General features: G+C 42.3%; 11 protein-coding genes. 10 read left to right on the top strand and 1 reads right to left on the bottom strand.

The window, feature by feature from the left end:
• From KHB02_RS03720 to KHB02_RS03745, 6 genes are all read left to right on the top strand, one after another.
• A complete protein-coding gene (locus KHB02_RS03720; protein WP_213139850.1) occupies positions 1–846 on the top strand; it encodes a CheR family methyltransferase in 846 nt (281 codons plus the stop codon).
• Positions 815–2791 (top strand): PAS domain S-box protein, encoded by a 1977-nt coding sequence (locus KHB02_RS03725; RefSeq protein WP_213141218.1) that lies wholly within the window; start codon positions 815–817, stop codon positions 2789–2791. Before KHB02_RS03720 ends, KHB02_RS03725 begins: the two co-directional genes overlap by 32 nt.
• 86 nt (positions 2792–2877) lie before the next feature.
• Positions 2878–3795 carry a VOC family protein gene (locus KHB02_RS03730; RefSeq protein WP_213139851.1) on the top strand — a complete coding sequence of 306 codons (918 nt, stop codon included), beginning with the start codon at positions 2878–2880 and terminating at the stop codon, positions 3793–3795.
• Between the two features lie 181 nt (positions 3796–3976).
• Complete coding sequence (locus KHB02_RS03735; RefSeq protein WP_241113700.1) at positions 3977–5101, top strand: NADH-dependent flavin oxidoreductase; 1125 nt, start codon at positions 3977–3979, stop codon at positions 5099–5101.
• Positions 5102–5202: 101 nt separating this feature from the next.
• Entirely contained in the window at positions 5203–6237 is a 1035-nt protein-coding gene (locus KHB02_RS03740) for a beta-carotene 15,15'-monooxygenase (RefSeq protein ID WP_213139852.1), read from the top strand.
• 133 nt (positions 6238–6370) lie between these two features.
• A complete protein-coding gene (locus KHB02_RS03745) occupies positions 6371–6835 on the top strand; it encodes a ParB N-terminal domain-containing protein (RefSeq protein ID WP_241113701.1) in 465 nt (154 codons plus the stop codon).
• Between the two features lie 64 nt (positions 6836–6899).
• Here the strand turns inward: KHB02_RS03745 and KHB02_RS03750 are convergent, their stop codons facing one another.
• Positions 6900–7358 carry a low molecular weight protein-tyrosine-phosphatase gene (locus KHB02_RS03750; protein ID WP_213139854.1) on the bottom strand — a complete coding sequence of 153 codons (459 nt, stop codon included), beginning with the start codon at positions 7356–7358 and terminating at the stop codon, positions 6900–6902.
• A gap of 385 nt (positions 7359–7743) precedes the next feature.
• Here KHB02_RS03750 and KHB02_RS03755 point away from each other — a divergent pair, with 385 nt between their 5' ends.
• The 4 genes from KHB02_RS03755 (at position 7744) to KHB02_RS03770 (ending at position 12265) form a co-directional block, all read left to right on the top strand.
• The gene (locus KHB02_RS03755) at positions 7744–8538 is read left to right on the top strand and encodes a hypothetical protein (protein ID WP_213139855.1); all 795 of its coding nucleotides are present in this window, start codon (positions 7744–7746) and stop codon (positions 8536–8538) included.
• A 181-nt stretch (positions 8539–8719) separates the two neighbouring features.
• On the top strand, positions 8720–9934 hold the full coding sequence (locus KHB02_RS03760; RefSeq protein ID WP_213139856.1) for an acyl-CoA dehydrogenase family protein: 1215 nt from the start codon (positions 8720–8722) through the stop codon (positions 9932–9934).
• A complete protein-coding gene (locus tag KHB02_RS03765) occupies positions 9909–10961 on the top strand; it encodes a phosphotransferase family protein (protein ID WP_213139857.1) in 1053 nt (350 codons plus the stop codon). Before KHB02_RS03760 ends, KHB02_RS03765 begins: the two co-directional genes overlap by 26 nt.
• 161 nt (positions 10962–11122) lie before the next feature.
• A complete protein-coding gene (locus KHB02_RS03770; RefSeq protein WP_213139858.1) occupies positions 11123–12265 on the top strand; it encodes an acyl-CoA dehydrogenase family protein in 1143 nt (380 codons plus the stop codon).
• The last annotated feature ends 124 nt before the right edge of the window (positions 12266–12389 follow it).

A 12389-nucleotide genomic window follows, 5' to 3' on the forward strand; every position in this document is an offset into this window, starting at 1 on the left:
ATGGAAAAATTAATATCATTCGACAAGAGTGAAATTGAAAAGATTGAAATGAACCTGCTGCTAGAGGGGATTTATCGCTTATATGGGGTTGATTTCCGTAATTATTCTGCCCCGTTTGTGAAGCGGCGAACTGAACATCGGATCCGGACGGAGAAGCTCTCAGGAATCTCTGACCTCCAGCAAAAGATTCTCTACGACCCGCTGTTGATGCGTCGCTTATTTAACGATTTTTCAATAAATGTGACGGAAATGTTCCGCGACCCTTCGTTTTTTCTAGCATTTCGGACAAAGGTTGTTCCGCTCTTGCGCAATTATCCAACGATTCGGATTTGGCATGTCGGCTGTGCAACTGGTGAAGAGGTCCTGTCGATGGCGATTCTCCTGCATGAGGAAGGCCTTTATAAAAAAACTAGACTTTATGCCACCGATATTAGCGAGGCGGCCCTGGACCAGGCCAAAAAAGCGATGATGCCCTTGAACAAAATGAAAAATTATACGAAAAACTACCTTGAGGCAGGCGGGACAAGTGCTTTTTCCGAATATTATGTTGCCCGGGAGTCATGCGCCGCCTTCCATTCTTTTCTTACGGAAAATGTAGTGTTTGCGCAGCATAATTTAGCCACCGACCAATCGTTTAATGAATTTCATGTCATCATTTGCCGGAATGTCATGATCTATTTTAATAAATCGCTGCAAAATCGTGTGCTGCACCTGCTGCATGAAAGTCTGTCTGCATCCGGATTCCTTGGCTTGGGAAGTAAGGAAGGAATCCAGTTTACCGATATCGCAAATTATTATGAGGAAGTCGATTCTGATGAGAAACTCTACCGTAAAATCCATTCATAATATCCATCCTGTGGATCCAATCAATATTTTAATGGTCGATGACCGCCCGGAAAACCTGCTCGCTTTAGAGGCAGTTTTAGCATCGCCCCATTATCGTTTAGTGAAGGCAGGCTCGGGTGAGGAAGCGCTAAAATGTGTACTGAGGCAGAATTTTGCCGTCATTTTGCTGGATGTGCAAATGCCAGGCTTGAACGGTTTTGAAACGGCAAAATTGATTAAGGCGCGGGAAAAATCAAAGTTTGTTCCAATTATTTTTATCACGGCTATCAGTCAAACGACCGAGCATGTCCTAAAGGGATATAATTTAGGGGCAGTTGATTATATTTTTAAGCCGTTCCATCCGGAGACATTAAAGTTAAAGGTGCAGGAGTTTGTCAAAATCCATCAAAATCAGGATCGTAAGGAAATCGAGCGGAAGCAAGAGCTTCTTCATGTAAACGCAAAGCTGAACAAGACGACCCTTGATTTGCAAAAAAAAGAAGAATTGGCCCGGGTGATTGAAGAAACACTGATTGACACGATTATTACGTTTGACCAGGAAGGGTCGATAATCTCGGTCAATCCTGCAGCCCAAAAATTATTTGGCTATTCAATGGGGGATTTTTTGGGACTTAAAATGGAGGACCTTTTTGTGAAAATGTGGGATCAAAATGGATCCTCCATCGGGAAAATGCTTGAGGCTGTTGCCAAGCATAAAAACGAAAATCACTTTCCTGTCGAGCTGCAAATCGGTGAGGCTGTTATCCATAATGAGCATTTCTACGTTTGTTCGCTGCGCGATATTACCGAGCGGAAGCAGCAATACGAGCTGCTCGAGAAGCTGGTGGAAGAGAGGACGAATGAACTTGTCATTGCCAACGAAAAGCTGCGTAAAGAAATAGAGGTACGGATGCAATTTGAAGAAGAGCTGCGGAAGGAAATTGAAGTCCGAAAACAATTTTCTGAAGACCTGCGCCTGTCGCAGGAGCATTTTTATAAAATTTTTCAATCAAGTCCCTGCCTGATTGAAATTCGTTCATTGACTGACAACAGGTACCTGGACGTCAATGCAAGCTGGCTCAAATTTACCGGTTATTCCTTAGTAGAGGTCATCGGCCGGCAACCGGCGATTTTACCTGCCTGCCACAAGGAATCCTCGCAAAATGAAAAGATTCATTACCTAACAAAATCAGGAGAGAAGCGGCAGGGATTGTTGGCAACTGAAATCATTGAGGTGAAAGGTGAAAGCTGCATTCTCAGCGTGATAACTGATGTAACCGAGCTTGAACAATTGGGAGCGAAAATAGCGCGCCTAGACCGCCTCAATTTAATTGGTGAAATGGCGGCGGGAATTGCCCATGAAATTAGGAATCCGATGACCACCGTCAAAGGGTTTTTGGAGCTTTCAAAGAAAAGCATCGACAATCTATCCGTTCAATATATTGATTTAATGCTGTCCGAACTGGACCGGGCCAATTCAATTATTTCCGAATTTCTTAATTTAGCGAAAAACAAGCAATCGTATAAAAAATCTCAGTGGTTGAATCCGATTATTGAGGGGCTTTATCCTTTGATCAAAGCCGAAGCGCTGCTGACGGATAAAACGGTCTCCTTGCTGTTATCGGAAGTCCCGATGCTTTATCTTGATGAAAAAGAAATTAGCCAACTAATTCTTAATCTTTCCCTGAATGGGCTCGAGTCGATGGCAGCCGGCGGGGAATTGACAATTAAAACTTATCTTGACGGGCAGGATGTAGTGCTGGAAATCCAAGACCAAGGCTCCGGTATCGAACCTGAACTGATCGAAATGATCGGGACACCGTTTTTCACTACCAAAGATTCCGGGACTGGCCTGGGCCTGCCCATCTGCTATAGTGTCGCCGAGCGTCATGGAGCCGTTATCGATATGCAAACAAGCACTGAAGGAACAACCTTTCTTGTACGTTTTCGGGAAAGGGATTTCTAGAAAAAAATTATATTTTTGTTTTTTTAAAATTTTGATACAAAAGAACCATCCCCATGCATCCGTAAGAGAATAAAGGAGGAAGAGATTTGACAAAAACAAATCAAAAAATTGTTCCGCATTTATGGTATGACAAGGAGGCAAAAGATGCAGCCGAGTTTTACGTTAACATATTCCCGGACTCGAAAATTACAGATGTGACAACCATTCACGACACACCCTCAGGTGACTCCGATATAGTCTCATTTGAGCTATGGGGCCAGAAGTTCGCGGCTATCAGCGCAGGACCTTTTTTCAAGATCAATCCGTCGATCTCTTTTATGGTAAATTTTGATCCATCACGAGATAAAGACGCGAGGGAAAAAATAGATGAAGTTTGGAACAGATTATCCGAAGGCGGCACAGCGTTAATGCCGCTTGATAAGTATCCGTTCAGTGAGAGGTATGGCTGGATTCAGGATAAGTTTGGTTTGACATGGCAGTTAATCCTAACCAATCCAGAAGGTGAAGAGCGGCCTCCATTAATTCCATCACTTTTGTTTGTCGGTGATCAATGCGGTAACGCGGAAGAGGCGATTAATTTTTATTTATCAGTTTTTAAGGACGCGAAGCAGGGACTGATCGCCCGCTATCCTAAAGGAATGGAACCTGACAAAGAAGGAACAGTTATGTTCAGTGAATTCATGCTTGAAGATCAGTGGTTTACCGCAATGGATAGTGCCCACGATCATAAATTCAGTTTTAACGAGGCAATCTCATTTATGGTATACTGCAACACACAAGAAGAGATTGATTACTACTGGGAGAAGCTCTCTAAGGTTCCTGAAGCAGAACAATGCGGCTGGCTGAAAGACCAGTATGGTATATCCTGGCAAATTGTGCCTAGGGAGATGGACGAGATGATGAGCAAAAGTACACCTGATCAACTTGCACGCGTAACGAAAGCATTTCTAAAAATGAAGAAATTTGATCTTGAGGAATTGCGGAAAGCATACAAGGGATCTTGAGAATAAGCCTAAGAGATATAAAAATAAATGAAGTAGAATTCGGAGTGTTGGTTCAATCCCGACCACCGATATACATAATATAGCAGTATTATAATGATACACGAGAACCGTCCCCATGCATCACTTGCCTTTGTTAGGGAAAAGTATGGATGAAAAGAATTTCATTTTGGGGGATCTTGCATTGAATTCTAAATTTAAAGCTTTGTTTGAGTCGTTTACTTTACCATGTGGTGTTGAATTGAAAAACCGGATAGTGATGGCACCGATGACTAATTTTTCATCGAACGAGGATGGGACGGTTTCGGATTCCGAAGTTAAATATTATGCAAGGCGGTCTGGCGGTGTAGGAATGGTGGTCACTGCTTGTACATATGTTACTGCAAATGGTAAGGGGTTTAATGGAGAATTTGGCGCTGATTCTGATGAATTAATCCCCAGTTTACGACAACTGGCCATAGGTATTAAAGAGCAGGGTGCTAAAGCTGTATTGCAAATTTTCCATGGCGGGAGGCAAGTTCCTCCTCAATTAGTGCCAAATGGTGATGTTGTTAGTGCTAGTGCCATTCCGTCTGAAGGGGCAGGGAAGCCTGTTCCTAGAGAACTGCCGGAAGAAGAAATTGAAGCCATTATTAAAGCATTTGGGGAAACAACTAGAAGGGCCATCGAAGCAGGATTTGATGGTGTTGAAATCCATGGGGCAAATGGCTATCTTATTCAGCAATTCTTTTCTCCGCATGCCAATCGCCGGGAGGACCGATGGGGCGGCAGCATTGAAAAGAGATTGACCTTTCCACTGGCAATTGTCGATGAAGTGAAAAGGGTTGTTGCCGAAAATACAAATGAACCTTTCATTGTCGGCTACCGCTTTTCACCGGAAGAACCAGAAACACCTGGGATTACGATGGCAGATACTTTGGTGTTAATCGATGCGCTGGCGGATAAAAACCTTGATTACCTTCATGTTTCATTAAATGATTTCTGGTCAAAGCCAAAAAGAGGCGTGGACGATTCTCGGGCTCGAATCGAAATTATACAGGAACGCGTTGGAAGTAAGGTACCTGTAATCGGTGTTGGCTCACTTTATTCTGCAGACGATGTCCTCCGTGCAAAGGATACTGGGATACCACTTATTGCAATGGGTCGGGAATTAATTATTGATCCAGATTGGGTTCAAAAGGTTGCAGAAGGCAAGGAAGATGAAATAGTAACAAAAATTGACAAAGGAAAGCAGGAGGAATTAATGGTTCCAGACCCATTGTGGCAAGCTATCATCCATACTCCTGGCTGGTTTCCGGGAATTGAATAGAAGTAGATTAAGTATCCTTTATTAGGATACTTTTTTAATATATCTTATAGTTGTATAGGTAAAATATGGTATAATGAAAGAAAAAGGAAAGAGGTACTTTTATGGTTTTAAAAAGAACCTTGAACCGCAATTCGCTGCTGATTCTGCTGTTATTAGTGTTGAGTGCGAATTATTCCTTGTACCATACAACATTGGGAATTCAAATATTGCCTGAACAACCGAATATCATCGTTGCTGCTTCCATGGTAGACTTAGCGTTAATTTCACCGATTTTATTTTTGGTGTGGAAACGAAAAATGAATTGGAAAAACCTGTTTGTGGGGATAGCAGGCGGACTTATTCTGGTGCGCTACCTCATACCGATGGAGTATTTGGCACCATTCGAGGCTGTCACGTGGGCTGGGTTTGCCGTTGAAGGCGGACTATTGTTGTTATTGTTTTTGGTTCTTGTCTCGTTGTTCAAATATATGCCAAACATTGTAAGTTCTGTTAAAAGAAGTTCCCTACCGGTTATCTTTTCTTTTTCAAAAGCTGTGGATCAAGAGGTTAAGCCATATCCAATTATTCGTATCATTTGTTCAGAAATACTCATGTTTTACTATGCGTTCGCATCTTGGAAAAAGAAACAACAGCTTGGTCCGAATGCATTTACGTTACATCAAAAATCGAGTTTGATTGCGATGCAAGTGATGCTGATTCACGCGACGGTTATTGAAATGGCTGGGCTTCATTGGTTGTTTCATGAAAAGTCTGTGATTCTATCAATAATTTTACTCGTACTTAATATTTACACAGTTATTTTCTTTTTAGGTGATATCCAAGCCGTTCGCCATAATCCCTTGCTTGTCACTGAAGAAGGTATGTACATTTCCCTCGGATTAATGAAACGAATGGAAATAAAGTGGGGCGATGTTGAAGAAGTTATCGAGGCGCCATTGGTTGGAAAACGTCCTAAGTATACAATCGAATTCATTGCTCGTGACTTTGAAGAAGTAAAGCCTGACGTCATATTGAAATTAAAATACCCAGCCGAAGCAACATTAATTATGGGAATCAAAAAAAAATATTCACAAGTAGCAATTCGCGTAGACGAACCAACCAGATTTATAAATGTTTTAAAAGAATATGTGAAATGATGCATGGGGACGGTTCTCATGCATCATTTATTTTATGAATGAGGCACAAGAACCGTCCCCATGCTTCTTCTTAGCCCGGTTTACGCATATAATGAGTGGGAATGGACTCATCATTAAACAGGAGGGGATGATGATGAAATTTACGGTTCAATATATTCCGCTTGATAAAATCAAGCCGGACTTTTCGACGAAGATGACAGAGCACATGAAGAGGCTGCAGAGATTTATGTGGGATTGTATGTTTGTGTTGGTGGTAAGAAAAAGCAGGAAAGATGGCAGCTATATTATTGTCAGTGGGCAGGAGCGCTTCGAAAGCCTCAAGAAACATACAAAAAGTATTTACGCGCCGTGTATTGTAGACAAAAGCACTTCCTCTGATATTAAATCGTGGTTTCATCGTTTGCTTAAAAAGCAGCCCCTGGATGATTTTCCTTTCACACCAAAAAGCTGGTCGATTGTCCGCTCCTTTCTAAAAAAAGAACCTCGTTTCAAGCAACTAACCCGCTCCCAACAAATCAGAGTCCTTATCTTGGCTGTAAAGTACAAAAAAACCGTAGTTTACTCAATGAGAACCATGGTAGACGAAATCTTAAAATGATGCATGGGGACGGTTCTCTTGCCTCAGTTTTCCTGAGGTGAGGCAAAAGAACTGTCCTCGTTTTTTAATTTTCTGCAAGGATTCTCTCAAGTAAAGCCCGGCATCCTTCTAAAACAAGCTGGTAGGTTTCTTGAAAATCACCTGTATAGTAAGGATCCGGAACATCTTTTTTGTGTTCAGTTAGGTCGAGAAGACGGATGATTTTTGGATGTTTTGGCTTTCCTGTAATTTCGTAAATGTTTCTTGTGTTGCTTTCATCCATGCCGATGATGTAGTCGAATTTTTCAAAGTCGTCTTTTGTTAATTGACGTCCGACAAGGCCCTCCGAGGAAATGTTATATTTCTTTAAGATTCCCAAGGTTCCTTTATGGGGTGGGGATCCGATATGCCATGAACTTGTTGCAGCGGAATCTACAGTAATTTTGTTAGACAGATTTTCTTTTTTCAGTAAGTCACGAAACACAGCCTCAGCCATCGGTGATCGGCAAATGTTTCCCAGACAGACGAATAAAACGTTAATCATGTTATGAGCTCCTTTGGTTAATCTTTGCAAGTCGTTACCTAATACCGACAATTCTAAGAATATTATATTTTAGGATTATTGAAAAGTAGAAGTGTTCATGTTCCCCGGAACCAGTTCCGCAAAAATATACGTGATAAAAAATGTAGATTGGAACTACAAGTAAATTCTCCTCAAAAATCTAACACAAACCAAGAAACTCCTTAAAACCTGCTTCGTACATTCTCCCGAGTGAGGCATAAGAACCGTCCACATGCCTCATTTAATAGTCTTATTGAGCCATTCACATTCTTTTTTTCCTCCTTTAATATTAAATAGGAAACTATTAAAATATATGGCCATTTGTGTCATTTTCTGTCACCTCAGTTGTTTTTGGAGGAGGATTCTTGTGAATACTGATCAAGCTTTTGAGTTGTTAAAGAGTGCTGGAGTTCCGGATGAGCTTAGTATTCAGACGGTTAGACGTTGGATGCGGGAGCGAAAAATCAGGTTTGAAGGGAAGCAAAGGCTCTCCAAAACAGAGTACATACTGGAAGATACGGATCAAGCCTTTGACCTATTAAAGGATGCAGGTGTTGCTTCAAATATCGGTATTCAACTAGTCAAACGCTGGTATAATGAAGGGAAGATTCATAGACTAGGGAATGTGGACCAAATCAAGGAATACCTATCTACCCAGCCCAAATTGCCAGCTTTTGAAGACAGACCTTCCGATATGACGATTCGTGAGCTGAAAGTAAAACTTAAAGCACAGGATGAGCAAATCAAAGGGATTCAAGAGCTTCACCAAACTTCTGTAAAGGCGATGAGTCAGCAACGGGACAAACTGCAAAAGGAAATCGCTAGCCTTAAAAATGAGAATACTGAATTGCAAATGGAAACCAAGCAGGTTTTAAAGGAAAATATCGAGCTTCGCAAGGAATTGTTAAGACTTAAAGAAGAGCTCTCGAAACAAGGTAGAGGAGAAGAGGAAAAAATCCAATACCAATCTGCACCACATTCTATTCCGCAAGATTTTCGTAGAAGACTAGGACTCTCCAAGACGGCCAATCCAAAAGAAGTGCTAGTCGGATTTAAAAAATTATTAATAGAAACACACCCCGACCATGGCGGCAGCGCAAAAGCCTTCCATTACATAAAAACAGACTATGATCAATTTAAAAACAGTATAAAAGGTAACTAAACAACCACCCGCCATTTAAAGATGCGGGTTATTTTTTTTGCGGTAGCGAACATCAGCCGCTAGACTGTTTTAAATAAAAATTCAAAAATTGCTCGATTGTATAATTAAAAGAAAATTGCTATTATTTAATCAAATCAAAGAAAACGCTAACAATGATTCTTCGAAAAAGGAGCGATCGCAGGTGTTTCATTTCACTGAAAGTGACGAACAACGAAGAATGATCAATAAAGCGGAAGAAATAATGGAAGAGCATGTATTTCCTAATGAAAAATACATGGTTCCACATCGTGGGCTGCCGGATGAAATTTTAAAGCCCCTGCAGAAGGTTGTGAAGGAAAATGGCTTATGGGCGGCCCATTTGCCGAAGGAATACGGCGGAATGGGTATGGGATTCGTTTCTTTAGGACTGCTGTCAGAAGTAATCGGTCAAAGCGCGCTTGGCCCCTACGTGTTTGGATCGATGGCACCTGACGCCGGTAATGCCGAAATTTTAGTCCACGCAGCGACTGAGGAACAAAAGGAAAAATATTTAAAGCCGCTAGCAAACTATGATATCCGCTCCTGTTTTGCCATGACCGAACCGGAAGTATCAGGTTCTGATCCGAGAACATTAAAAGGGAAGGCTGTCAAAGAGGGGGATGATTGGGTCATTAACGCCAATAAATGGTACACAACAGGAGCAGAGGGGGCAGCATTTGCAATCGCCATGGTGGTGACCGATCCTGATGCAGACCCATACCACCGAACAAGCCTATTCATCGTCGATACCGATAACCCGGGCTTTAAAATTATTCGTGAAGTCCCGGTTTTAGGTGATCATTATGTCGGCGGACACTGTGAGGTTCATTTTCATAACTGTCGTGTTCCGGAGAAAAGTTTGCTCGGAAAACGGGGTGAAGGCTTTAAGCTTGCCCAGCTGCGCTTAGGTCCCGGACGAATAACTCACGCCATGCGCTGGATCGGGGTTGCCCGTCGCTCCTTAAATGAAATGCTGGCATATGCATTAACGAAAAAAGACGGCCAGCAAAGACTCGCAGACTCGCAACTTATCCAAAACTACATCGCCGATTGTGAAGCAGAAATACAGGCTTCAAGACTGCTGACGCTGCACGCCGCTTGGAAAATGGACCAGGGTGATGAAGCACGCAAAGAAGTATCCCTCATCAAGTTTTACGGGGCACAGGTTTTGAACAATGTGATTGACCGGGCGATTCAAACTCTAGGAATGTACGGATTAACACCAAACACTCCGCTCGAAAGTCTTTACCGAGAAGCAAGGGCCGCCCGCATCTATGATGGTGCCGATGAAGTCCACCGGATGGTAGTAGCCAGACAGGTATTAAAGGAGTATCAAGCAAAGGAGAGATTGAATGAGCCAGCAGCAGTCCAAAAATAAGATAACCGAAGTGAACTGGGAAAAGGTTGAGCAATATCTCAAGCAAGAAATTCCAGTAATAAGTGACGAACCAATTCAATACAAGGCGTTTTCAGCTGGGTATTCAAACTTAACATATTTTATCACCATTGGGAAGTGGCAGGCTGTTTTAAGAAGACCGCCGTTTGGCGCTATACCGCCAAAAGCACATGATATGAAAAGGGAATTTGATGTTCTTGAAAAATTAAACCGCGTTTTCCCAATGGCTCCAAAGCCCTACTTGTACTGCGAGGATTCAGAGATCATGGAGCGTCACTTCTATGTGATGGAGAAAAAAGAAGGTGTGGTCCTTGATGATTCGCTACCTGATGCATTTAAAAACAGGGAAGATACGGGCCTACTCGTTTCCCATGCCGTGGTCGATACCTTGGTCCAGCTCCATGCTGTGGATTATGAAGCAGCCGGCCTACAGAATTTCGGTTATCCGGACGGGTACTTAAGCCGTCAGGTGCATGGCTGGATCAAACGATTCCATAACTCGAAAACGGATGATATCCCTTCTGTTGACACTTTAGAAAAATGGCTAATTGACAATATTCCTCCTTCACCCGCACCAACGATTGTTCACAATGATTTTAAATTAAATAATATGATGTTTTCCTCTAATAACCCGGGAGAAGTCGTCGGCGTCTTTGATTGGGAATTGAGTACCATCGGAGATCCGTTAACGGATTTGGCATCCGCGATCGCCTACTGGACACAGCCTGATGAGGAGAACAGTGGATTGACTTCCGTTACCACCAACCCCGGCTTCCTTTCCAGAAAAGAAATGCTGGAGCGGTATGCACAGAAAAGCGGCCGGGACATCTCCAATATTGATTATTATCTAACGTTTGCTTTTTATAAAATTGCTGTCATCCTTCAGCAACTTTATTATCGCTGGAGTATTGGCGAAGCACCAGATGAACGCTTTGGCAAATTGGATACTGGCATTAAGAACCTGCTAAATATGGCGGCAAAAGCCCAAAGGAAAGAACTTTTGCGATAAAAAGGGCTTTAATTAAGTGTAGCCGACACACTATTAGCGGATTTTACGGGCTATTAGCGAATTTAACGGTTTTATTAGCGATTTTTGTAAGTTTATTAGCGAATTACAACCATCTATTAGCGAATTGAAAAATATCAATCTTTCGTAAAGAAGTGAGACTCATGCCCGACCTACTTGTTGAAAATGAAATAGAAATTTTAAAAAAGACCGTTCAGTCGTTCATCAAAGAGCATGTGCTGCCTGCAGAGCTTTCACCGAAAAAATACGTTAGAGACCTGCCAGAAGAAGTCATAACCCGCCTCAAGAAGGTGGCCAAAAGGGCTGGGTTGGAGGCGTTGCATGCTAAAGCGGAATGGGGTGGTGCCGGTTTATCTTTACCAGTCAGGGCCGTTTTATTGGAGGAGGCAGCTAAGCATCGGCTCGGACTTTATCATCCGGCCGCCGATGCATTTGGCGGAGAGTTTCCTAGTTTTTTAGAAAAATGCACTAAACAACAGATTGACACCTATATTAAGCCTGCGATCAGTCAGGGCAAGGGCTGTTTTGTCGCTGTCTGGGAGGAACAGGAAGATAACCATCTTGAAAATTTAACCGCAATAGCTGTCAGACAAGGAAATGAATGGGTGATAAACGGCGATAAGGCTTACATCCAAAATATGGACCAATCAACCTTTGGCGTCGTTCTCGTCAATTGCCAATTAGAAGAAGGTGATGCACAGCCAACGTTATTTTTGCTCGATGCAGATTTACTAGAAATGAAGGAAACCGTATTGATTGATGTTCAAACAACACACAGTGTTACATTAAATAATTTCCGTGTTCATGACAGCCAACGAATCGGTGCTGTAGGGGAAGGACTGTCCCTCGTTCGGCACTGGCTGGCAGAATTACAGGTATTGCTCGGAGCCAAAAGCATTGGTATAGCTGTAAAAGCGCTCGAATACGGAAAACAGTATGCCAAGCTTCGGATTACAAGAGGTAAACCGCTTGCCGAATTTCCAACCATCCGTTCCATGCTGGCTAATGCTGTATTGAATTTAAAAGCTGCAAGATTAATGGTAGGAGATGCGGCCCATATGGTCGAAGCACTTGAACATAATTGGCAGATTGCCGCGCAAATGGCAAAATTGCATGCAACGGAAACAGCTTCAAAAGTTATTGATGATGTTCTGCAAATTCATGGTGGCTCGGGTTACGCCGGTGACCTGCCAATCGAAAGATGGTACAAAGAAATTCGGCTTGCGCGACTAAACCTGCAAAAAGCCGAATCCATAATGGAAGATATTGCGGATACGATTCTATAGGCGTGTAGAGGTTGTTTCAATGGGGCACCCCAAAAAGTTTTGAAACAGCCTCGGTATTTTTTGAAAATTTCTATTAATGAAGGAATTTTCGATATTAAATTGAATTTTTTAAGAGAGTCGTTAT

Origin of the sequence: Neobacillus citreus, from assembly GCF_018343545.2 — a bacterium.
Taxonomy (GTDB): domain Bacteria; phylum Bacillota; class Bacilli; order Bacillales; family Cytobacillaceae; genus Neobacillus; species Neobacillus citreus.

What these genes read in the sequence shown, in the direction of transcription:
- KHB02_RS03720 (WP_213139850.1), top strand. Translation starts at nt 1, where the DNA reads ATGGAAAAATTAATATCATTCGACAAGAGTGAAATTGAAAAGATTGAA.
- KHB02_RS03725 (WP_213141218.1), top strand. Translation starts at nt 815, where the DNA reads ATGAGAAACTCTACCGTAAAATCCATTCATAATATCCATCCTGTGGAT.
- KHB02_RS03740 (WP_213139852.1), top strand. Translation starts at nt 5,203, where the DNA reads ATGGTTTTAAAAAGAACCTTGAACCGCAATTCGCTGCTGATTCTGCTG.
- KHB02_RS03745 (WP_241113701.1), top strand. Translation starts at nt 6,371, where the DNA reads ATGAAATTTACGGTTCAATATATTCCGCTTGATAAAATCAAGCCGGAC.
- KHB02_RS03750 (WP_213139854.1), bottom strand. Translation starts at nt 7,358, where the DNA reads ATGATTAACGTTTTATTCGTCTGTCTGGGAAACATTTGCCGATCACCG.
- KHB02_RS03765 (WP_213139857.1), top strand. Translation starts at nt 9,909, where the DNA reads ATGAGCCAGCAGCAGTCCAAAAATAAGATAACCGAAGTGAACTGGGAA.
- KHB02_RS03770 (WP_213139858.1), top strand. Translation starts at nt 11,123, where the DNA reads ATGCCCGACCTACTTGTTGAAAATGAAATAGAAATTTTAAAAAAGACC.